Origin of the sequence: Paenibacillus sp. UNC499MF (assembly GCF_900107975.1) — a bacterium.
In the GTDB taxonomy this organism is placed as follows: domain Bacteria; phylum Bacillota; class Bacilli; order Paenibacillales; family NBRC-103111; genus Paenibacillus_F.
On record NZ_FNVF01000003.1, the window covers coordinates 385724 to 407313 of the forward strand.

The 21590-nt window shown below is 55.4% G+C and carries 20 protein-coding genes, 1 pseudogene and 1 riboswitch; of the genes and pseudogenes, 3 read left to right on the forward strand and 18 right to left on the reverse strand.

The features are described from left to right. Positions 1–298 precede the first annotated feature (298 nt). Positions 299–1606 (forward strand): ArsB/NhaD family transporter, encoded by a 1308-nt coding sequence (locus C4S74_RS09860; RefSeq protein WP_103995154.1) that lies wholly within the window; start codon positions 299–301, stop codon positions 1604–1606. An 88-nt stretch (positions 1607–1694) separates the two neighbouring features. Here the strand turns inward: C4S74_RS09860 and ytfJ are convergent, their stop codons facing one another. From ytfJ to ribD, 8 genes and pseudogenes are all read right to left on the reverse strand, one after another. After that, positions 1695–2174, reverse strand: coding sequence for a GerW family sporulation protein (gene ytfJ, locus C4S74_RS09865; protein ID WP_103995155.1), 480 nt, complete (start codon positions 2172–2174; stop codon positions 1695–1697). Positions 2175–2300: 126 nt separating this feature from the next. After that, entirely contained in the window at positions 2301–3035 is a 735-nt protein-coding gene (locus C4S74_RS09870; RefSeq protein ID WP_103995156.1) for a DUF2953 domain-containing protein, read from the reverse strand. A 364-nt stretch (positions 3036–3399) separates the two neighbouring features. Further along, positions 3400–4002, reverse strand: a pseudogene (gene scpB / locus C4S74_RS09875) (SMC-Scp complex subunit ScpB); the annotation flags it as partial. Beyond that, a complete protein-coding gene (locus C4S74_RS09880) occupies positions 3971–4753 on the reverse strand; it encodes a ScpA family protein (protein ID WP_103995158.1) in 783 nt (260 codons plus the stop codon). The gene C4S74_RS09880 and the pseudogene scpB, both read right to left, overlap by 32 nt. 97 nt (positions 4754–4850) lie before the next feature. Then, the gene (ribE, locus tag C4S74_RS09885; RefSeq protein WP_009674421.1) at positions 4851–5321 is read right to left on the reverse strand and encodes a 6,7-dimethyl-8-ribityllumazine synthase; all 471 of its coding nucleotides are present in this window, start codon (positions 5319–5321) and stop codon (positions 4851–4853) included. A 66-nt stretch (positions 5322–5387) separates the two neighbouring features. After that, positions 5388–6611, reverse strand: a complete 1224-nt coding sequence (locus C4S74_RS09890; RefSeq protein ID WP_103995159.1) for a bifunctional 3,4-dihydroxy-2-butanone-4-phosphate synthase/GTP cyclohydrolase II — start codon at positions 6609–6611, stop codon at positions 5388–5390. A 39-nt stretch (positions 6612–6650) separates the two neighbouring features. Continuing rightward, positions 6651–7319 (reverse strand): riboflavin synthase, encoded by a 669-nt coding sequence (ribE, locus tag C4S74_RS09895; protein ID WP_103995160.1) that lies wholly within the window; start codon positions 7317–7319, stop codon positions 6651–6653. Then, on the reverse strand, positions 7304–8443 hold the full coding sequence (gene ribD / locus C4S74_RS09900; RefSeq protein ID WP_103995161.1) for a bifunctional diaminohydroxyphosphoribosylaminopyrimidine deaminase/5-amino-6-(5-phosphoribosylamino)uracil reductase RibD: 1140 nt from the start codon (positions 8441–8443) through the stop codon (positions 7304–7306). The genes ribE (C4S74_RS09895) and ribD overlap by 16 nt, the downstream gene beginning before the upstream one ends. A gap of 487 nt (positions 8444–8930) precedes the next feature. After that, positions 8931–9113: riboswitch (FMN riboswitch) on the reverse strand. Positions 9114–9429: 316 nt separating this feature from the next. On the opposite strand from ribD, the gene C4S74_RS09905 reads away from it, so the two are divergent. After that, positions 9430–9690, forward strand: coding sequence for a YetF domain-containing protein (locus C4S74_RS09905; RefSeq protein WP_103995162.1), 261 nt, complete (start codon positions 9430–9432; stop codon positions 9688–9690). Between the two features lie 48 nt (positions 9691–9738). Here the strand turns inward: C4S74_RS09905 and C4S74_RS09910 are convergent, their stop codons facing one another. The 5 genes from C4S74_RS09910 to C4S74_RS09930 form a co-directional block, all read right to left on the reverse strand. Beyond that, complete coding sequence (locus tag C4S74_RS09910) at positions 9739–10170, reverse strand: peptidylprolyl isomerase (protein WP_103995163.1); 432 nt, start codon at positions 10168–10170, stop codon at positions 9739–9741. A 175-nt stretch (positions 10171–10345) separates the two neighbouring features. Continuing rightward, positions 10346–11677: a diaminopimelate decarboxylase gene (gene lysA, locus C4S74_RS09915; RefSeq protein ID WP_103995164.1), complete on the reverse strand. Its 1332-nt coding sequence runs from the start codon at positions 11675–11677 to the stop codon at positions 10346–10348. Positions 11678–11819: 142 nt separating this feature from the next. Beyond that, positions 11820–14096: a spore germination protein gene (locus C4S74_RS09920; RefSeq protein ID WP_103995165.1), complete on the reverse strand. Its 2277-nt coding sequence runs from the start codon at positions 14094–14096 to the stop codon at positions 11820–11822. Between the two features lie 18 nt (positions 14097–14114). Beyond that, positions 14115–14534: a stage V sporulation protein AB gene (locus tag C4S74_RS09925; protein ID WP_103995166.1), complete on the reverse strand. Its 420-nt coding sequence runs from the start codon at positions 14532–14534 to the stop codon at positions 14115–14117. Then, a complete protein-coding gene (locus C4S74_RS09930) occupies positions 14531–15172 on the reverse strand; it encodes a stage V sporulation protein AA (protein ID WP_181024372.1) in 642 nt (213 codons plus the stop codon). The genes C4S74_RS09925 and C4S74_RS09930 overlap by 4 nt, the downstream gene beginning before the upstream one ends. 186 nt (positions 15173–15358) lie before the next feature. Between C4S74_RS09930 and C4S74_RS09935 the strand changes: the two genes are divergently transcribed. Further along, positions 15359–15568: a DUF378 domain-containing protein gene (locus tag C4S74_RS09935; protein ID WP_103995167.1), complete on the forward strand. Its 210-nt coding sequence runs from the start codon at positions 15359–15361 to the stop codon at positions 15566–15568. A gap of 123 nt (positions 15569–15691) precedes the next feature. Here the strand turns inward: C4S74_RS09935 and sigF are convergent, their stop codons facing one another. The 5 genes from sigF to C4S74_RS09960 form a co-directional block, all read right to left on the reverse strand. Continuing rightward, entirely contained in the window at positions 15692–16447 is a 756-nt protein-coding gene (gene sigF, locus C4S74_RS09940) for an RNA polymerase sporulation sigma factor SigF (protein ID WP_009674438.1), read from the reverse strand. Positions 16448–16459: 12 nt separating this feature from the next. Beyond that, positions 16460–16906: an anti-sigma F factor gene (gene spoIIAB / locus C4S74_RS09945; protein WP_103995168.1), complete on the reverse strand. Its 447-nt coding sequence runs from the start codon at positions 16904–16906 to the stop codon at positions 16460–16462. Beyond that, positions 16903–17256, reverse strand: coding sequence for an anti-sigma F factor antagonist (gene spoIIAA / locus C4S74_RS09950; protein ID WP_009674398.1), 354 nt, complete (start codon positions 17254–17256; stop codon positions 16903–16905). Before spoIIAA ends, spoIIAB begins: the two co-directional genes overlap by 4 nt. A gap of 120 nt (positions 17257–17376) precedes the next feature. Continuing rightward, entirely contained in the window at positions 17377–18552 is a 1176-nt protein-coding gene (locus C4S74_RS09955) for a D-alanyl-D-alanine carboxypeptidase family protein (RefSeq protein WP_103995169.1), read from the reverse strand. Between the two features lie 192 nt (positions 18553–18744). Further along, positions 18745–21447: a CHASE3 domain-containing protein gene (locus tag C4S74_RS09960; RefSeq protein WP_258042444.1), complete on the reverse strand. Its 2703-nt coding sequence runs from the start codon at positions 21445–21447 to the stop codon at positions 18745–18747. Positions 21448–21590: the final 143 nt, after the last annotated feature.

Genomic DNA, 21590 nt, shown 5'->3' on the forward strand with positions numbered 1-21590 from the left:
GGAACTTTGTACAAGTATATGCTTGACCCGCCCGCTTATGACCCGCTCCTTTGACCGCAGGCGGTTCTTTACAAATTCGTGCTTCTCCGGTATACTTCTTTAGGATTGTTTAAGAAACGGCCCGGAACACCAAGCAACCGCATATGGAGATCACCGGAGGAGCCTGTCATCACAGGCTCCTTTTTGCGCTTTTTTCCTTCTGTATGCGTTTAACGGGCAGCCGTGCAGCAACCTGAATCTGTGAACAGGCAGATGCAAATAACGCTTGAAAGCCGCTAACCAAAGGAGAGATCATGTCATGACGCAAGTCTGGATCGCACTTATCGTTTTTCTGGCAACCTATGCCGTCATTATCTCAGAGAAGAAAAATCGTGCCGTCGTCGCCCTCCTGGGGGCCGCCGTCATGGTCATCTTCGGCATCGTCGATATCCACAAGGTGTACACGGAATATATTGAATGGGGGACCATCGCCCTGCTGGTAGGCATGATGATCCTTGTCGGCATCACCAACAAAACCGGCGTGTTCCAATATGTAGCGGTACGCGCGGCAAAATTGGCCAAGGGAGATCCGATGCGCATTCTCATCTTCTTATCCCTTCTGACCGCGGTCGGGTCGGCCATGCTCGATAACGTAACGACCGTGCTGCTGGTCGTACCGGTCACCCTGTCGATAACCCGGATGCTCAACATTAACCCGGTTCCTTTTCTCATATCCGAAATCATCGCTTCCAATATCGGAGGAACCGCTACCCTGATCGGAGATCCGCCCAACATTATGATCGGCTCGGCCAACCCTTATCTCACGTTTAACGTTTTTCTGAGCAATCTCGCACCCGTGACCGCTGTTATTCTCGCCGCAACGCTGGTGATGCTGCGCATTATTTATAGAAAGCAGCTTAAAGCGAGTCCCGAGCACAAAGAAAAACTGATGAAACTGGACGAAAAATCGTATATCCAGGATCCCGTTCTTATGAAAAAATCACTCGTTATTCTCGGAATTACCATTCTCGGCTTCGTGCTGCATTCGGTCATTCATGTGGAAGCCGCTGTCGTAGCCATTACGGGCGCCGTGCTTCTTATGCTTTTCGGATTAAAGGAAAAAGAGGTCGAAGAAGCTTTCGATTCCGTCGAATGGGTCACGATTTTCTTCTTCGCAGGTTTGTTTGCCCTGGTGGGAGCCCTGCAGGAAGTCGGCATCATCAAAAGCCTGGCCCAGCAGGTGCTCAACATAACCGGAGGAGACGTGCGGCTCGCAGCTCCGCTCATTTTGTGGGGATCGGGGATAGCGTCCGCTACCATCGACAATATTCCTTTCGTCGCGACTATGATTCCCCTCATTAAAGATATGGCCGTGAGCATGCAGCTTCCCGCCGATTCAATGGAAATTAATACGCTCTGGTGGTCTCTTGCCCTGGGAGCATGCCTTGGGGGCAACGGCACTCTCATCGGCGCTTCGGCCAATGTCATCGTGGCGGGCATTGCCGCTAAAGAAGGCAAAGGATTCAGCTATTGGGAATTTCTCAAAATAGGAGCGCCGATCACCCTCGTTTCGCTCCTTATTTCGCAGCTTTACCTTTATTTCCGTTATATGATTTTTTTACCGTAACAGCGGCATTTCGTATAACTGGTTAAAAGAGACAGAAGCCCGGAATCGGTTTGAACCGATTCCGGGCTTTTGTACTGCGAGAAAAGAGTTACAACTTGATGGTGTCCGCCTCGATATTAATGTTCGAAGCCCCTGTTCCAGCACCGCCAAGACCCGAAGCGTTTCCGCCCTGCTTGAACATGGACTGGACACGGTCCACGATTTGCGGAGCGGAGTCGATCAGTCGTTCGATCAGATGAGTCTGATTGTCGAGCGGCACGATCTTCACGCCATGTATGCCTACGACAAGAAACGCGATCGGGGTAATGGATACGCCGCCGCCGCTTCCGCCGCCGAACGGCATTTCCACGGCCGCTTTCTCAAGACCGCCGCGGCCCACGTCCGGAAGAGTTTCCGTCGTGAATTCACTGCCGCCTGCCGCGAAACCGAACCCGACTTTACTGATCGGCATAATGACGCTGCCGTCCGGCGTTTCTACCGGATCGCCGACGATGGTGTTCACATCCACCATTTGCTTGATGTTTTCCATGGCTGTTTTCATCAGCCCTTGAATCGGATGATCGGTCAATGAAGTCTCCTCCTTTGGGTCCCTTCAAAGCGGAAGTTCCTTGCTTGAAGGAATGTTAGGTCTGCATCCGATAGGTTACCCCGGGAATGAACTTCGTATGTAAACCGTCTGAGTCCTTGCCGGTTTTTACGTAGCGGCCGGCTCCGGCCTTTTCGATCGCTCTCCGTCTCCCTGAATCACCTGGCGCAGCAGACGGAACCAAGCGCGTGTTCCTCCCGGCGTTCTGAAGATCCTGTAGATCAATCTGCACCCGGAAAGACCCAAGGCTGCCGCTTTAGCCTGAACCACACACACAAACTGAATTTGAAAAGATGTGCGGTTATACTGCGGATTCACAGCCAGCTTCGGAACGGCGGTTAGCGGAATATATTTCGTCAGCAGCCCGACAGCCGCCGACTTTATAGTCCAGAGTGTTCCGGCCAAAACAGCCGTCTGCACCGCATCGCCCGCTCCTATTCCCGTGCTCCATTTTAATTGCGTGCAGCGGAACACGCCGAGAGTTCGCTTCAACCAAGCATTGAAGCCTTCCGTATGCTGCAAAAGATCTTTACCTTCGCGGTAAATGGCCCGAATGCGTTCTTTATCGACTCTAGCCTTGCTCTTTTTAGCTATATCCATCGTATTCTCATTGGTTTGTTTTACTTTAAGCGTCAGTCCGTCGATCAGATTATGGAACTGAATGGCCGGCACGTTCAACCGGTATTTAATCCAGCCGTACAGCGCCCGGACTTGAACATACATTTCGTCATTTTCTCCGACCCGGTTCCAGTAAAGCGTAAGCTGAACGGAGCTGAGCATGACCAGTACGACCGCCAGGATCAGAACAAGCATAACGGCGGTTATGATTCCCACGATTAACACAAGCACCCTCCTCCGGCAAACCGACCTTCCTAGTATCACCCGCTCCATCCAGATCATGCATACTTTTTAAGAGGAGAATCCCCCGCCGCGTTTCCATACAAAAAGCGTCCCGCTTGCACACGGCAAGCCAGGACGCTTCTTCTGCTTATTCTTTGCCGGGCGTATCCGACTCTTTACCGAGACCTTCGGGCATCTCCGGCATGTCGGGCATCTCCCAATCTTTCTGTTCCCCGGCATCATAGCGGAACGGTTCCGTTTCCGAAACGGGATTATCCTCTTCCCCTTCAAAAAGCGGCAAGACCCGCCCGTCTTCCTGCCGCAAAGCGGCCTCCCCGGCAGCCGCTCCGTCCAGCAGCTCACGACCCAAATCTTCGAAAGTAAGCTGATCGGTACCGTCCCCGTTCAATTTATCAAACAGGAGTTTGGTCTCTTCCTCAAGATCGAAATCTCCGACAAAAGCCGGCGATTCCGGAAGATCGTCGATCGAACTCAAACCGAAATATTCCAGGAACGGCTTCGAAGTCCCGTATAAAATCGGCCGTCCGATCGCTTCGGCGCGCCCCGTTTCCACAATGAGCTCCTTTGCCATTAGGGTATGAAGAGCCCGCTCGGATTTGACTCCGCGGATTTCCTCGATCTCCACCCGGGTGATCGGCTGTTTGTAGGCAATGATGGACAGCGTTTCAAGCGCGGCCTGCGACAAAGACGAACGGGAAGGAGAATAAGCCAGCCGTTCGAAATAAGGCGCATGTTCCGGAATCGTCGTCATCTGGTAGGCGCCGGCGACCCTCGTAATCTGAATGCCCCTGCCTCCGCGGCGCAAGTCGTCCTGAAGCTCTTCCACAAGCTCGGTCACGATGTGCGCGTCCGTCTCCAAAATATCGGCGAGCTGTTTCTTGTCCAGGCCCTCGTCGCCCGCCACGAAAAGCAATCCTTCAATAATCGATTTCATCTGTTGAAAGTCCATCCGTCAACTCTCCCTCTTTGGCCTGAATGACGATGTCTTCAAACAGCCGGTGCTGAAAGCATTGAATCTTTTTCATCTTCATCAGTTCCAATATCGCCAAAAACGTCACCACGATTTCCTCGCGGCTGCATTGTTTTTCGAAAAGCTTCGAGAACAGGAGCCGCCCGCCTTTATTCCGCAAAAGATCCACCAGATCCGCGATCCGGTCCTTGACGGATATTTCGTCCCGCCGGATTTTCGTGACCTGGTTCCGGTGGACCATCTTCCGCAGCGTACGCTGAAAGGCCAGCATCAGATCGTTGACGTCCAGCCCTTTAACGGGGTTCTCCTGCACCTGGGGAACATAGGGCGCCAAATCCTCGGGCTCGCGCGTGAACACGAGGCTCCGCTCCACCTCCTTGTCGCGCAGCAGATCGGCAATCGCTTTGTACTTGCGGTACTCGATCAGCTTCTGCACGAGTTCGGCCCGCGGATCGAAGTCGTCCTCTTCGTAATAATCGAAGTCCAGATCGAGCACCGGAGGCTTCGGCAGCAGCATCTTGCTCTTGATCGCCAGCAGCGTGGCGGCCATGACCAGAAATTCGCTTGTCACTTCCAGCTCCAGCTCGTGCATAGCCTGGACATATTCCATATACTGCTCCGTGATGTCCTTGATCGGGATATTGTAAATGTCGACCTCGGACTTATCGATCAAGTGAAGCAGCAGGTCGAGCGGCCCTTCGAACGCTTCAAGTTTGTACAGCATTTTCATGAATCTGCTCTCCCAAAAAAAGATCCCCGTCCTAAGTGGCCGGGGCTCCGAATCGCTTGCCAAGCGCTGTAGGGAGTGCGCGATCTGAAAACCGCGTTCAGCCCTGCAGCTGCTTCGTAAGATTAGCCATTTCTATCGCGGTAACGGCGGCATCCCAGCCTTTGTTGCCCGCTTTCGTGCCGGCCCGTTCAACCGCCTGTTCAATCGAATCGGTCGTCAGGACTCCAAAAATAACCGGAACACCTGTTTTTAATGAAATGGCGGAAACGCCTTTGGCCACTTCGTTGCAAACATAATCAAAGTGAGGCGTGGAGCCGCGAATTACGGTTCCCAGCGTAATGACGGCGTCATATTTGCCGGTTTCCGCCAGTTTTTGTGCAATCAGAGGAATTTCGAAAGCGCCGGGTACCCAGGCGACTTCGACTTCGGTATCTTCCACACCGTGGCGCTTCAGCGCGTCGAGCGCCCCGCCCAGCAGCTTGGACGTAATAAATTCATTGAAACGGCCCACAACGATGCCGTATCTCTGTCCTTGGGAAATCAGATGACCTTCATAATTTTTTACCACAATAACCGACTCCTTCTAGTATACAAATTGATGACGCAGATAAAAAGAGATTTTTAGAAAAAAGCATCAGTTTGGATCAAATTGGAGCAAATGGCCGAGCTTTTCCCGCTTGGTATGCAGATATCTGGCATTATCTTCATTATGCGGCATCTGGATCGCGACTCTCTCAACAACTTCTAACCCATAACCTTCCAACCCTTTTATTTTCCGCGGATTGTTCGTGAGCAGACGTATTTGCCGGATTCCGAGATCTTTGAGGATCTGGGCCCCTACTCCGTATTCGCGCAAATCGGGAGCGAAACCCAGCTTGACGTTCGCTTCGACCGTGTCGAGTCCTTCTTCCTGCAGCACATAGGCCTTCAGCTTGTTGATCAGCCCGATGCCGCGCCCTTCCTGTCGCATATAGAGCAGTACCCCCGCTCCCGCATCGTTAATCTGCTGCAGGGCGGCGGCAAGCTGAGGACCGCAGTCGCAGCGGTGGGAGTGGAACACATCTCCCGTTAGACACTCGGAATGGACGCGCACCAGCGTCGGGACGGAACCGTCGATATTCCCTTTGACCAGCGCGACATGTTCTTTGGAGTCAAGCTGGTTTGTATACGCGATGGCCTGAAACGTCCCGAAATCCGTCGGCAGCTTCGCCTCCACTTCGCGCTTGACCAGGTTTTCCTTCTCGCTGCGGTAGTGAATGAGGTCCTTGATCGTAATGATCTTCAAGTCGTGTATGCGGGCTACCTCCATCAGATCGGGAACACGGGCCATCGTTCCGTCTTCTTTGATCACCTCGCAGATCACCGCCGCGGGATACGAACCGCTCATGCGGGCCAGGTCGACGGCCGCCTCCGTATGACCCGCGCGGCGCAGGACGCCGCCTTTTTTCGCAATGAGAGGAAAAACGTGCCCCGGCCTGCGGAAATGAAGCGGCTTCGCTTCCGGATCAATGAGAGCCAGGATCGTAAGGGAGCGCTCGTGGGCGGATATCCCCGTCGTCGTGTCCGCATGATCGACGGACACTGTAAAAGCCGTCCCGTGATAATCCGTATTGCGCGATACCATGGGAGGCAGGTCCAGTTCCTGCGCCCGTTCTTCCGTAATCGGAGCGCAGACGAGTCCGCGGCCTTCCTTGATCATGAAATTGATGACCTCGGGCGTCGTTTTATCGGCCAGAGCTATGAAATCGCCTTCGTTCTCGCGGTCCTCGTCGTCCACGACGATAATGACCTTCCCCGCGGCCAGGTCGCTGACCGCTTCTTCGATGGAATGAAACGAGTAAGTGTCTTTCTCTGTCATTTTGTCCCCTCCTTCAAAAAAATACCGTTGAGCTTATCTTCAGAAAAATCCGTTCTCCGCCAAAAACTTTTCGGTCATCCCGCCCTGTCCGGTATGGGAATGTGTCTTCACGGACATACCCGTGCGGAGCAGTTTTTCAATATATTTCCCAAGCACGTCGCATTCGATGTTCACGCCGTCCCCGGGCTGTTTGTCCTGGAGAATCGTTTGGGCCAGCGTATGCGGAATGATCGATACCGCAAACGTGCTGTCGGTCACATCCGTAAGCGTAAGCGAGATGCCGTCTATCGTGATGGAGCCGCCCGCGATCATATAGCGCAGAATAGCGGGGTCATCCGGCTCCAGCCGGTAGACGACCGCATTTTCCTCCGGCGTTCTGGCCCGGATCCGGGCAGTGCCGTCCACGTGCCCCTGCACGAGATGGCCGCCGAAACGGCCGTTCGCCGGCATCGCCCGTTCCAGATTGACGCGTGCCCCCGTCTGAAGCGCGGCCAGGTTCGTTTTGCGGTACGTCTCCGGCATGACGTCGACGGAAAAGGTTTCCTTGTCATAAGCGACGACGGTGAGACAGACGCCGTTGACGGCTATGCTGTCGCCGAGCTTCACATCCTCCAGCACCAGGCGCGCGCCGAGGGTCAGGACCATCGCCTGCCCCTGCTTGTGTATGCGGCGCATGACGCCGATTTCTTCGATTAATCCGGTAAACATGATGAAGCCTCCTCCTCGGCGTACTGCGGGTAACCCGTGAGACAGACGTCTTCGCCGACGGTGTCGACGGTCATCCGCGCGAGCCGGATCGCCTCGCTCATGCGGCCGAATCCGGCGAACGACGCGTTGTCCGGCGCCTCCGGCCCGCCGCCGATCCATTTCGGGGCGAAAAACAGCACCGCCTTATCCACCAGGCGGTTCTCCAGCATCGCCCCGCTGAGCCGTCCTCCGCCTTCCAGGAGGACGGAGGGCACCTCCCGCTCGCCCAGCAGCCGCATCGCGAGCGGGAGATCGACGTGCGGGCCGCCCCCGCACGCCAGCACTTCGGCGCCGAGCGCCTCAAGCGCTTCGCGCTTGGCCGGATCGGCGCCGGCGGTGGTCAGGATGAGCGTCGGCCGCTCATCCTGCCGCCGCAGCACCCGCGCGGACAGCGGCGTCCGGAGCTGCGAATCGACCACGATTCGCAGCGGGTGGAGCGCCGGCACGCTCAGCCGGGTGGTCAGCTCGGGATCGTCGGCAAGCACCGTGCCGATCCCGACCATGATCGCGGCGTGGCGGTGCCGCATCGCGTGGACGAGCTCGCGGGCGGGCGCGCCGGTGATCCACTTGCTGTCTCCGGTTTTGGCGGCGATCTTGCCGTCGAGCGTGCTCGCGGATTTCATCGTGACGAAGGGCAGCCTCGTCACGATAAACTTGTTGAACGCCTCGTTCAAGGCGTTCGCCTCGTCCGCGAGCAGACCGGCCTCCACGTCGATGCCCCGGCTCCGCAGTCTCGCGATTCCCGATCCCGCCACAAGCGGGTTCGGGTCTACGGCTGCGACGACGACGCGGCGGATTCCGCTTTCGATTAGCCGGTCGCTGCACGGAGGCGTTTTGCCGTAGTGGCTGCACGGCTCCAGCGTGACGTAAGCCGTGGCGCCTTCGGCTTCGCGGCCGGCCATCTGCAGCGCGTGCACTTCCGCGTGGCCTTCGCCCCGCTTCAGATGGGCGCCCATGCCGACAATGCGGCCGTCTTTGACGACGACGCAGCCGACGACGGGATTGATGCCCGTCTGTCCGAGCGCCGCCTGGGCCATTTGCAGCGCCACGCGCATATAGGTTTCGTCCTGTAGAGGTTGAAGCATGAACGTTCTCCTTTCTTGCCGGGAAGGGGACCGGGAGGGGCTCTTCCCTTGCCGCATTGTCAAGCTTGCCGCCTGCCTTTAGTCTCTCCCGCTTAAGCCAAAATGTTGAACCTGAAAAAGCCCCTGTCCGTTTAGGACAAGGGCGTTGGTTGGAATAGCAAGAACGTGCGTGGAACCAGTCTGCGGGTACAAAAAAGTACCTCCGGACCCTAGGGACCGGTTACGGGATTCTCCGGCAGGTACGCCAAAGAAGCGTGCTTCTACCCGACATTCGTGTCTATCTTGCGGAAAAGGCGTCATCGGCATCAACGGCAGTGGAAAAAAGCGCAAGCCAAGGCCAGACGGCCCCGCTGTCTTTTGAACCGCTGCGGATAGACTTCAGAACTTCACAGCACAAATAAACCGGCCGGTAAGGCCGCGTATGTACTTAAACAAGCTCTTTCCGCAAGAATGCAGGTAAAGCTGCGTATGCAGACTGAATCGTTTCGTTCTCCTTCTCCCATCCAGACTTTAACTGTCGGTCTCGGACTCTCACCAAGTCAGCCGGATTGTCCTGCGTTCGAACGCTTAAAAATCAGACAAGCCGGGTCACGGACTGAGCTGCAGACCGGATAACCGGTACTGCGGCAACACCGCCGGTAGGGACTTTCACCCCGCCCCGAAGGATTGATTCAATCTTATTCGATTGTTGACTGAATAGTACCATTGTCATTTCCAAAATGCAAGTGGCAAGTTGACTAGTCCGGTCGGAAAACGTATAAGAACGCTCCCTGCCGGGAATGGCTGAATAAGGTCTGTCCTGTGGATATCGCGCGGAATGAAAGTTGAGGGCAGTCCGTGAATGATTGTTGTATGCCGTAACGGAAAAAATTGGAGCAAGAGGCAAGCGGTCTGTCATTCACGACATGCGGGACATACAGTTCCTCCCCTTATTCATGTCAGTCCGAAACCCCAGCGGTCATTCTTCAAGGAGGGAAACCGGATAAATGAACCGGAATACAGATTTCTCGTACACTGAGTTGAAAGCTGCCGAAAAGACCGGGGAGGTCCCTTCTAGCCCATCCCGCTGCGATGATTCCGCAATCCCTGTTATCGTGCGCGGCCATGTACTCCCCGAGGGACTAAAAGCCTGCGGTTGGGACAAAGCACGGCTCTGGCACGAACTTGACCAGGCCGGCATGGATTCCCTGCTGGATGTCGCGTACGCGGAAATAAGACGCGACGCCCTGATCATAAAAAGCCCCTGACCGGCCGCTTCATTACAGCGGTTGGTCAGGGGCTTTCGGGTTCAATTCTTATACTTCGACGATTTCAACTTTCTCCATCGTGTCGCGGCCTTTGAATGCGTCCACGAATTCCATGCCTTTGGTTACTTTGCCGAAAACCGTGTGCTGGCCGTCAAGATGAGGCTGCGGCTGGTAGCAGATGTAGAACTGGCTGCCACCCGTATTGCGGCCGGCGTGCGCCATTGCAAGCGTTCCGCGCTCATGCTTGTTCGGGTTGATTTCGCAGTCGATCGTGTATCCGGGACCGCCTGTGCCGGTTCCTTGAGGGCAGCCGCCTTGGGCTACGAAGCCCGGGATGACGCGGTGGAAATTAAGTCCGTTGTAGAAACCGGAATTAGCCAGTTTCTCGAAGTTTGCCACCGTGTTGGGGGCATCCTTTTCAAAAAGGTCGATCAGCACTTCGCCGCCGCCTGCCATCGTAATTTTCGCTTGTTTTGCCATGTGGGACACTCTCCTTTTATGTATCGGTTCCTGCTTGGATTGCGGGGTTCATGATTGTGAAAGCAATCTCTCTCATTGTACTCCATATTGGATGGATGTACAAATAAACAAGCCGGAGGGCAGCCCTCCGGCTTGCTGGCCGTTCCGGGAGATTATCCCCCCGGATATCCGGACTTCAGCGGACCGGCTGAATTTGTTTCATCCGTTCCGGCACGACATCATTGCGGACCAGATCTTCATACGTTTCCCGTTTGACCGCCACGTCCGCCATTCCGTCTTTTACGAAAACGACGGCGGGTCTGCGGATCCGGTTATAGTTGCTGGCCATGGAATAATTGTAGGCTCCCGTACTGGCAACGGCCAGAATATCTCCCGACTGCACAAGAGGAAGCTCCACGTCCCAGATCAGCATATCGCCGCTTTCGCAACACTTGCCCGCGATGGAGACCGTCTCCCGTGAAGGCTCCGAAGCCCGGTTTGCCAGCATCGCTTCGTACTGGGACTGGTACAAGGCCGGACGGGGATTATCCGTCATGCCTCCGTCTACGGAAACATACTTACGGACGCCGGGAATGTCCTTGTTCGTTCCTACGGTGTATAGAGTCGTTCCGGCATCGCCGACGATGCTCCGGCCGGGTTCGATCCAAATCTCCGGCATCGGATAAGATACGGCCTCGAAGCGGGTTTTGACCGCTTCCGCGATCGCTTCGACGTAGGTCGACATCGGCAAAGGCGTGTCACCTTCCACGTAGCGGATTCCGAAGCCGCCGCCCAGGTTGATGACCGAGAAAACCACGTTCAGCTCATCCCGTACCTGCGAGGCGAACTGGGCTACCTTCTCGGCCGCCACCCGGAAACCTTCGACCTCGAAAATTTGCGAGCCGATATGGGAATGAACGCCGAGCAGGAGCAGATGATCCGCCGCGGCGGATTGTTTGACCGCTTCGAAAGCGGCCCCGTTCCCCAGGTCGAATCCGAACTTCGAATCGATTTGGCCGGTGGAAATATATTCGTGCGTATGGGCTTCGACGCCCGGTGTTATTCTCAGCAGAATCGGTACGCGCTTGCCTTTGGAACCCGCAATCGCATCAAGCATGCGGAGCTCCGTGAAGTTATCGACGACGAAACAGCCGATTCCGGCGTCAAGCGCCATCTCAATCTCGGCCGGCGTCTTGTTGTTGCCGTGGAAGTGTATGCGCTCGGGAGGAAAACCCGCCTGAAGCGCCGTAAACAGCTCCCCGTCGGATACGACGTCAAGGGACAGTCCTTCCTCGGCTACGATGCGGCACATCGCCATGACACAGAACGCTTTGCTTGCGTAAGCGACTTGAAATTTTAACCCGGACGCCTGAAAAGCATCGACAAACTCGCGGCAGCGCCTGCGCACGAGCGCCTCATCCACAACATATAACGGTGTTCCATAGCGGGCGGCCAGTTCCGTGGTATCCACACCGCCGACTTCCAAATGGCCTTGAGCGTTAACTCGGCTTGTTCCATGAAGATGCATCGTCCGTTTCCCCTCTTCGTTATCCGTATCCGTGACTGCTTCCGTTTTGTTTCTCCATTACATTATTAACTAAAGTAACACAATGTCACTTAGCTGACAACACAACTTTCACGGAAGGAGGCAAGCCGGAACGGACGCGCCGTCATTCGGGCGCAGGCTGGCGGGTTCCGTCTTTCGAACGCGTGATGCTCAGCCTTGTTTTGTGCTTCAGCACCGGCAGGCGGAACAAGATATTCAGCAGTCCCATCGCATTGAACGGAAGGAAGGGCCACATGTAGGGAGCCGTATGCGAACGCTGGAGGGACAGGAACATCAGCCACACCGTACATGCGATGACGAAACCCGGAACTTTGAAAAGCGCCACGGAAAACAGCAGGATAAGCCGGACGATCCGGTTGGCGAGACTAAGCTCATAGCTTGGGGTGGCAAACATGCCGATCGTCGCGATCGAAATGTAGAAAATAATTTCATTCGTGAACAGCCCCGTTTTGACGGCAATGTCTCCGATAAGAATAGCCGCTACCAGCCCCATGGCCACGGATAAAGGCGTCGGCGTATGGACGGATGCCATGCGCATCAGATCGATCCCGAGTTCGGCCAGAAGAAACTGGACCAGAACGGGGATTTTGCCCGGATTTTGCGGTCCTATGAATTCCAGTCCGGTCGGTTTGAGACCCGGTTCCAGGACCATCAGGAACCATAAGGGCAGAAGAAACAGCGAAGCCATTATCCCCAGAAAACGGACCCAGCGCAGATAGGAGCCGATGATGGGAAGCTGGCGGTATTCCTCCGCGTGCTGGAGATGATGAAAGAACGTCGACGGCATGATCATGACGCTGGGCGAAGTATCGGCCATCAGAATTACGTGCCCCTCCAGCAGATGAGCGGACGCAACGTCGGGCCTCTCCGTGTAGCGGACCAGCGGATAAGGGTTCCACCCTTTCGCCACAATCGCTTCCTCCAGCTGCTTCTCGGCCAGCGGAATGCCGTCGAGCTCCACGTTTTTGACTTTGTCGCGTATAGCTTCGACCAGCTCGGGATTCGCTATATCGTCGATATAGCCGATGCAGATATCCGTGCTCGTCCGCTTGCCCACCTGCATGATCTCGACCCGCAGCTTCGGATCGCGCACTCTTCTACGAACGAGGGCCACGTTCGTCATCAGCGTTTCCACGAATCCGTCCCTGGATCCGCGCACGACTCTTTCAAGGTCGGGCTCTTCCGTGGAGCGGACAGGGAAATTTTTGGCGTCTACGGCGAGTGCCGTGCTTTCCCCCTCGATAAAAATACCGGTCGCACCCGTCATAACCTGGCCGATGACTTCTTTCATCGTTTGGTAAGGATTCACCTGGATATGCGGAATGAGATACTCTTTCAGGCTCTCGGCCGGATTTTCCTCCATTGCCGCATGATCCGCGTAACTTAACCTATCGAGAATCATGGTCAGAACCTGATCCTTGGCCAGCCCGTTTACATAAAAGAAGCCTACCCGGACCGAACCGAATACCATTTGGCGCAGCACCAGGTCGAACGAGGTCCCGAGTCCGGAGCGTTCCTCCAGCATGTCATTGACTTCCTGCATCGAAAGCGGGATGGGATCATCTTCGGGCTTGGAAGCATCGCCGTTAGACGGCTCCTTATCCTTTTGGTTTTGCTCGTCCCCCATGCCGCCGGATTTCCGCTTCCGCCCCTTCGAGTCCGCGTTTTTCCCACTGCCGCCCGCCTTAGCGTCTTTGTCCCTGCCTTTCTCGGGCTGCCCTCCGCTCTCCTGCTCCTCTTCTTGACCTGCAGCCGGATTTTTCCGGGAGAAAGAAGCTTGAATAGGTCCCTTATGCCCATCCTTCAAAAGCTTCTTGATTCCGAAAGCATCTTCTTCGGGGAAGCCCCCGGAACGGACATGCTCCTTGTCTGAGGTATCGTCGTCGCCGGAGGCTTCATCCGCTTGACCCAATCGGGGCCGGCGGCTTTTTCCCGCTCCTGTCCCCCCTGCGGATCGTCCGTCGCCGGTAGCTTCGTCCTTGCGGTTCCCGGCAGACATTCCGCCTGCTGCGGGATTGCCCTGGGCCGCTTCCTGCCGGGATTCGTCCGCATTCCCTTGCGCAGGTTCGTGCTTACGGCGATCGGAATTCCCTCGCCCTGCACGTTCGGACGCTTCTTTTTCCGGAGCATCTTCCGGAGCCGTGGCCAGGCTTTGCGGCTGTTCCTCACGTCCGGCATCTCCGGTCTCTTCGTTCAGCTCCGTACCCGATGGAGCGTTCTCCTCCGCTTCCGGAGCGGCGAAGAGATTGCCCGCTTCATCGATCTGGAGAGCGGGAGGTTTAATCCTGCCACCGGCGGCGTCACCGTGACCGGTCTCATCGCCCGGTCCCGCGTGCCTCCGGTCTTTATCTTTTACCATCTTACCGATCAATTTCTTCATGCGTACTCCTCCTCAGCCTCAATAAATAAACCATTCGAACAAGGAGCCCAGAACCTTGCCTGCGATCATGGCCGTGAGCAGCCATACCATATAGGACGTTACGCCTACCCGTTTGGCGAGTACCGGCAGGACGTTGATAATTTCCGTCAGGGCTGCGGACAGCATGCCTATAAACGCACCGGCAAACAGCCCAAAAATCCCCGTCCACCAGACCGGAGCGGACAGCGTCCAGTTAAAGAAATCCGTAACGGTGAAAAATAGCGAGCCGGCAATGACCGCGATCTCGCAGCTGCGGATGCGGTTCTGAGCCCGGCTCACCTGCAGCAGACGCGGGATGATATCCAGCACTAGCAGGAAAGCCACCATTCCGCTGCCGACCGCGATGCCCCCCGCAAGCCCGATCACAACGGCAGCCGTCCACCCCAGCAGCGTAATCAAGAGGAAGGCTCCTGCGGTTTCTCACGGTTTAACGCCTGGTATTCCTCGGTTATCGTATAGCGGTCGATATTCTCCTGATAAGTAAACATTTCAACTTCGAGCGGGCTCGGCTCTTCGTTGAATTTTTTCTTGAAGAAATGATTAAAAAAAACCGCCATGCCGATTCCGATTCCAAGCGAATACGGAATTTGCAGAAACAGCGGATGCTCGGTTTTTTTGCCGGTTACAAGCTCGTACACCCGCTGATGCACCTCCAGCATGCTGACGTCCGCATGGAAATTCATAATGGTAAGGCCCGACCCGATAAAAAGCAGAACCCAAACCGCCGCGAGGAACAGAAAGTTGGGTTTGCGGGAACCCGAATCGATCTCCACGAGCGTATGCGGTTCGCCGAAATGTTCGATCTGCAAATGAGGGTGCACGTTCTTGACAGCCGCCACAATGCCGAGCATATCGATCAGAATACGATTGCCGTCCTTGACTTTCGGATGGACCAGAACAAGCTCCCGGAGCGTGCTCTCATATCGGGGCTCGACGATCATCTGAGCGACCTTCCCCAAGGTGACCGGCTCCCGTGCGGGTATCCGTATTCGGCGGCGCAAGCGGATATAGAGACAGGCGTCTGCGGTTTGATTCAACCCTCATCCCCCCAAAACATCCTTTTGCCAGTAGTATGCGGCACATTCGGCAGAATCATCCAAGGAACCGTTCCCAAACTTTGACGCGATGCGTCCCGCTTAAACTCGTCATGTATAAAAAATCCCCGCCGAGGAACATTAGGAACGAAAAGGTTATTCCAACTTCCAAACAGGTGGTGAACACCCATGTCTCGAATCGCTCTTACCCTGATTATCGTAGGCGCGCTGAACTGGCTTCTCGTAGGAATCTTCGAGTGGGATCTGGTATCCGCGATTTTCGGCGGTGAAGTGCACCGCGAATCTTCCGCCTTCAGCCGCATTATTTATACGCTGGTCGGATTGGCGGGCATCTACAGCCTTTCGTTCTTCTTCCGGGACGATGCGGCCGTGCGCTAACAAAGCATGATCCCGGCTCCGCTTCAGAGGCCGGGACAGATCCACGAAACGTTTCAGCTCCAGGGGCGGACGTATCGTGGATTTTTTCGCTTTTCTTCGGAAAAAGAGAAAAAGACCAGAGCGCTATTGAGCGATCTGGTCTTTTATGGATTGCAATATTTTTTTCTCCAGCCTGGATACCTGGACCTGTGAAATGCCGAGCCTGCTGGCGACCTCCGACTGCGTCTGATCCCGGAAATACCGGAGATACACGATCAGCCGCTCCCTTTCGTTCAGAGCGCCGATGGCTTCATTAAGAGCCAGCTTCTCAAACCATTTGTCCTGGGTTTCGTCGGCGATCTGGTCCATCAGCGTGATGGGATCCCCGTCGTTCTCAAACACCGTCTCGTGGATCGAGGAAAGCGGCTTGCTCGCCTCCTGCGCGAAGACGACTTCCTCCGGCGTAATCCCCAGCGCATCGGCGACCTCTTTAATTGTCGGAAGGCGGTTCATGCCTTTGGAAAGCTCGTCCTTGGTCTTGCGGATTTTGCTGGCCAGTTCTTTAAGCGATCGGCTGACTTTCAGCGTTCCGTCGTCACGGAGAAACCGCTGGATTTCCCCGATTATCATCGGAACCGCATAGGTCGAAAACTTCACATCGTAGGACAAGTCGAACTTGTCGACCGATTTGAGCAGTCCGATGCAGCCGATTTGAAACAAATCCTCGGCTTCGTAGCCGCGGTTCAGAAAGCGCTGAACGACGGACCAGACGAGCCGGATGTTGGAATTAACCAGCCGTTCCCGGGCGAGCGAATCACCCGATTGGCTGAGTGCGATCAAACGCTTGACTTCACTGTCATCCAGGAAACTGTGCGAGGAACCTTTCAAATCGACATCCATCGTATCAAACCCCTAGTTTACCAAAGCTTTTTTGGATTCAATTCTCTTCTTCATCCGGATGCGGGTGCCGGCACCGACTTCGGTGACCACGTCGACCTCATCCATAAAATTCTCCATAATGGTAAATCCCATCCCGGATCTTTCCAGCTCCGGCTTGGACGTATACAGCGGCTGCTTGGCTTCTTCCAGATCTTCGATACCCGCACCGTTGTCTTCCACGGTGATATAGACCTCATCATCCACAATTTCCGTTACGATCGTGACGACTCCGTCGGGTTTGTTGTCATAGCCGTGGATAATGCAGTTCGTTACCGCCTCGGAAATTACGGTCTTGATATCCGTCAATTCGTTCATGGTCGGATCGAGCTGGGAAATGAACGAAGCGACGGCGACACGCGCGAAAGCTTCATTCTCGGACCTGCTGGCGAATTGGAGCTTCATGAAATTCGATTCGCTCATAACGCGACCTCCAGACTGGAGATCGCGGATCTCTCGTTGTCTTCAATCGTTACGATCTTGAACATGCCCGACAATTCGAACAAGCGGTAAACTTCCGGAGAGATGTCGCAAACCACCATGCGGCCGCCTTTACCCGTAATCTGCTTGTAGCGCCCGAGAATGACACCCAGACCCGAGCTGTCCATGAAGGAAAGATCCTTCAGACTCAAAATGAGGTGCTTGGTATCCTGCCGGAAAATGGCATCTTCCATGCGGGTTTTGACCACATCGGCCGTATGGTGATCCAGTTCCCCTTTCAGACGAACGACCAGCGCTTTACTTCTGTGCTCAAATTCGATTTGCAAACTCATGTGCCATGTCACTCCTTCCCACATGACTCACAAGTTCTACAATTCCTTTGGCATTTCCTGCCTGCTGACAAAACTAGAAGAAAAGCGCCAAAAGCTCTTCGGAAGCGGGAAAATGCGACTTTATTCTCCGCCGAACAGGCTGCGCGCCGACCTCTTCATCAGCGTCCACCAGCCGGCTTTTTTGACCTCGGCGGGAGACTCGATCGGGTACTCCGTCAGCACTTCGTTGTTTTTGTACACGACGATTTTGCCGATAGGCTGCCCCTTGGCGATCGGCGGCTTCAGATCCTGGTTAAGCTGGAGCTCGTGGCGGATTCCTTCTTTGCCCTCGCCTTTTTTCATGAGAATGCTGTACGAACGCGCTGCCGTCAGAGGAACCGACGCCACGTCCCCCTTGCTGATCTTAAGCTCTCCGAGGGCGTCTCCGGCCTTGAAGATCGGGAAATTCGTATACTGGGCAAACGCGTAGTCGAACAGCTTCGTCACTTCGGCATTGCGTGTTTTCGTATTGGGTTCGCCAAGCACGACGGCGATCACGCGAAAACCGTCACGGATAGCGGTCGCGGACAAGCAGAACTTCGCTTCGCTCGTATACCCCGTCTTCAGGCCGTCGGCTCCCGAATAGAAACGGACGAGCTTGTTTGTATTGACGAGCCAGAACGGTTTGGCGGAATCTTTCCGCAAATGGTCTTGGTAGTTGCCGGTAAACTTCGTGATGCCGGTATGTTTGAGAAGTTCACGCGACATAATCGCGATATCATGCGCGGAGGTATAATGATTTTCCGTCGGCAGCCCGTTGCAGTTGGAGAAATGGGTGTTGTTCATTCCGAGCTGCTTGGCGCGCTCATTCATCATCGCGACGAAGTTTTCCTCGGAGCCCGCCAGCTTCTCGGCCATCGCTACGGACGCGTCGTTCCCCGAAGCCATGGCGATACCCTTGAGCATTTCTTCAACGCTCATCTCTTCGCCGGGCTCCAGAAAGATTTGCGAGCCGCCCATCGACGCCGCATATTCACTGGTGCTGACTTTGTCCGTCATTTTGATTTTTCCGCTGTCTACGGCTTCCATAATGAGAAGCATCGTCATGATTTTCGTGATACTGGCCGGCGGAAGCTTCGTATCCATGTTTTTGTTCACAATAATTTCGCCCGAGTCCGCATCCATAAGTACAGCCGATTGCGCATTGGGAGCGAGATCAACCTGCTGAGGCTTCTCCTCTTTGGCCCAAGCGGCCGGCCCGGCTGCGGTCAGCAGCAGACTCAGCGCCAGAACCGCGCAGCTCATTTTCTTCCACATCGTCTTCTACCCCTCCTGCTCAACAATTAGACATACGGTTCACAAACCGGATGGCCGGAAGATAAACCGGGAATTTCATTAAGCAGTCTTGACGGAACCGGGCGAAAATATTCCAGTGATTCCCTGTCCCAGCAAAAGTCTTCCATAAAAAAAGAGCGGGCTTCTCAGCCGCGCTCTACTCTATCCTGTACTTCAATTCTCGTTTAACCAGACATTCAGCAGAGAGATCAGCTGATTTAAATCGACGGGCTTGGAGATGTAGTCCGAAGCTCCGGCTTCGATACATTTATCCCGGTCGTTCTTCATGGCTTTGGCCGTGACGGCAATGAGCGGAAGATCCGCCCACTCTTCGCGCTGCCGGATGCGGGTCATCGCCTCATATCCGTCCATTCCCGGCATCATGATGTCCATCAGCACGACGTCGATACCCGGCGTCCGATCCATCAGCGCCAGACATTCGATTCCGTCGCCTGCCGTCAGCACGCGCATCCCTCTGCTTTCCAGCGCCACACTGAGCGCCTTGACGTTGCGGGGATCGTCATCCACGATAAGCACCGTTTTTCCGGCGATAATCGTTCCCGTACGCCCGGAAGCTTCGCGCTTCGGCTTAACCGGCGCCGGCAGGGCAGCGGCCTCCGCTTCCAATGCGGAAGCCGCTTCCAGACTGGCCGTATCCGCCCGTTCCAGGCAGCAGATATACAGCGTGAAGGTGCTTCCCGCTCCTTCCTCGCTCGCCAGATGGATGCAGCCGTTCAGCAGGCCGGCCAGATCGCGGGAAATGGACAGTCCCAGCCCCGTGCCTCCATACTGCCGGCTCGTGGCCCCGTCCGCCTGTCTGAACGCCTCGAAGACATGCTCCTGCTTATCCTTGGGAATGCCGATCCCGGTATCCCGGACGGATATCGCAAGTGCCGTCGTCCAGTCGAGACCGGGCAGCAGGTGGTTCTCTTCGTCTTCTTTGGCACGCCGCAGCGACAGGGTTACCTCGCCGTAATGTGTAAATTTAACCGCGTTCGACAGCAAATTCTTGACGATTTGCTCCAGCCGCTGTCCGTCGGTCTGGATGATCTCCGGCAGTCCGGGCTCGATGGTACGTTTGAACGCGACATCTTTGTCTTCCAGCATTTTTCCGAAAAGATGTTCCATTTTGTCGGGCAGCTCCGTCAGATTAAACGGCGCGTAATTCACTTCAAGCTTGCCCGCTTCGACTTTGGAAAGATCGAGAACGTCATTAATGAGCGCGAGCAAATCGTTGCCCGCCTTATGAATCAGCTCCACGTATTGAAGTTCCTCATCGCTCAGCGTGTTGTTCTGGTTTTCGGCGAGGAATTGGGACAACAGCAGCATGCTGTTCAGCGGTGTCCGCAGCTCATGGGACATATTCGCCAGAAATTCCGATTTGTATTGGGAAGCCAGCTGCACCTGCTCCGCCTTGGCCTGAAGCTCCAGCGACGCCTGCTCAAGCTCCAGCGTTTTTTGTTCCGATACCCGATACTGGGCTTCCAGCTCTTCGTTGGTGACCTGCATTTCTTCCGTCTGGGTGCGCAGCTCTTCGGATTGAACTTGCAGCTCCTCCGCCATCACCCTGGATTCCTGCAGGAGGCGCTCCACTTCCATGCGGCTTCCGACGCTGTTGAGAATAATGGCGAACGAACTGAGAAGCTCTCTCAATACCTGACGCTGAGAAGCCGTAAACGGTTCGAAGGAGGCGAATTCCACCACGGCCGTAACCGAACCTTTGAAGGAAGCGGGCGCAATCAGAATATGCCGCGGCGCCGCTTCTCCGAGGCCCGAGCGGACCGTCACATAGTTTTCCGGCAGGTGGTCGACGGCCAGCATCCGGTTTTCTTCGGCGCACTGCCCGACGAGCCCTTCGCCCGGCTTAAACATGCGGCGGCGCTCTCCGTCTCCGCCATCGGAAGCATAGGCCGCCATCCGGTGAAGGCCGTACTCGCCTTCGACGGTTTGAAGCACGTAGACCACGCCGTACGGGGCGCGGAACAGTTCCGCCGCTTTGCGGACGAACATTTCGGCAAGAGCCGTCGTGTCCGTAAAGCCCTGCAGGGCGGTCGTCAGCTCGGCCACCTGCGTTTTCTCCTCGGTCTCACGCTGCACGTTGTCGAGCAGACGGTTCGTGGCGTCCCCGAGGTCGCGGATTTCATCGCGCGACTTCACTTCGATCCGCTCGGATAAATCTCCGTCCGACGAAGCCAGGTGGTTGATGGCGCGGATAACCTTGCTGATCGTTCCCTGAATCGAGCGGGAGATGAGTATGGCCGTCGCAATGGCTACAGCCGCCACGCCGAACATCATCAGGTACAAGGCGCTGCGCATATCCTGATTCCGTTCGTCCAGATTGGCTACCCGGTCCACCGTCAACTTCGTTTCCGTGCTGCGGAACGTGTCGATCATCACACGGATCCGGTCCATATATTTTTTACCGGGATCCTCCTGAAAATACTGCTGGATTTGCGGAGTATTCCCGGCTTTTTTCCAGGCAATGACAGGCTGTCCCGACTCGGCGATCCATTCCTCGATAACCGACCGCAGCTCCTCCAGACGCTTCTGCTGGGAGGGATTGTCGGCAACAAGCCCGTGAAGCGTATCGTAATCGGTCAGCCAGTTCGCCTGCGCTTTCTCGTACGGTTCCAGATAGCGGTCGTCGCCGGTAATGACATACCCCCGCTGGCCGGTCTCCATGTCGAGAAGCTGTTTTTCTATCTCCGACGTAATGTCATGCACCGCGATATCGTGCTCGGTGACAAAGTCGATCTCGTTCTGTAAAGATACAATCCGTCCGTTAACGGCAAAAATCGAGGCTCCCAGGCAGATCAGGATAAGCAGGTAGCCGGACATAATTTTCCACCGGATACTGAAACGCCGTGCTCGCGCCACACTTACTCCCCCTAGCTAGTTATACTTCTCTATAAACGAATACAAGGGCACGGCTGATAGGCCGCATGCTCCGGATAAGGCACACGACTAGCAGAGGCCTGCAGCAAACACAGCCTTTCGCATTCGCAATAAAAAGCTCAATT

Bases quoted from the DNA above. Each gene is read 5' to 3' on its own strand.
- C4S74_RS09910 (WP_103995163.1), bottom strand. From the start codon at position 10,170: ATGGCAAAACAAGCGAAAATTACGATGGCAGGCGGCGGCGAAGTGCTG.
- lysA (WP_103995164.1), bottom strand. From the start codon at position 11,677: ATGCATCTTCATGGAACAAGCCGAGTTAACGCTCAAGGCCATTTGGAA.
- sigF (WP_009674438.1), bottom strand. From the start codon at position 16,447: ATGGATGTCGATTTGAAAGGTTCCTCGCACAGTTTCCTGGATGACAGT.
- ribD (WP_103995161.1), bottom strand. From the start codon at position 8,443: ATGCTTCAACCTCTACAGGACGAAACCTATATGCGCGTGGCGCTGCAA.
- ribE (WP_103995160.1), bottom strand. From the start codon at position 7,319: ATGTTTACCGGATTAATCGAAGAAATCGGCGTCATGCGCCGCATACAC.
- C4S74_RS09880 (WP_103995158.1), bottom strand. From the start codon at position 4,753: ATGAAAATGCTGTACAAACTTGAAGCGTTCGAAGGGCCGCTCGACCTG.
- C4S74_RS09955 (WP_103995169.1), bottom strand. From the start codon at position 18,552: ATGTGGAAGAAAATGAGCTGCGCGGTTCTGGCGCTGAGTCTGCTGCTG.
- C4S74_RS09905 (WP_103995162.1), top strand. From the start codon at position 9,430: ATGAACCGGAATACAGATTTCTCGTACACTGAGTTGAAAGCTGCCGAA.
- C4S74_RS09935 (WP_103995167.1), top strand. From the start codon at position 15,359: ATGTCTCGAATCGCTCTTACCCTGATTATCGTAGGCGCGCTGAACTGG.
- C4S74_RS09920 (WP_103995165.1), bottom strand. From the start codon at position 14,096: ATGAAGAAATTGATCGGTAAGATGGTAAAAGATAAAGACCGGAGGCAC.
- C4S74_RS09890 (WP_103995159.1), bottom strand. From the start codon at position 6,611: ATGACAGAGAAAGACACTTACTCGTTTCATTCCATCGAAGAAGCGGTC.
- C4S74_RS09860 (WP_103995154.1), top strand. From the start codon at position 299: ATGACGCAAGTCTGGATCGCACTTATCGTTTTTCTGGCAACCTATGCC.
- spoIIAB (WP_103995168.1), bottom strand. From the start codon at position 16,906: ATGAGCGAATCGAATTTCATGAAGCTCCAATTCGCCAGCAGGTCCGAG.
- spoIIAA (WP_009674398.1), bottom strand. From the start codon at position 17,256: ATGAGTTTGCAAATCGAATTTGAGCACAGAAGTAAAGCGCTGGTCGTT.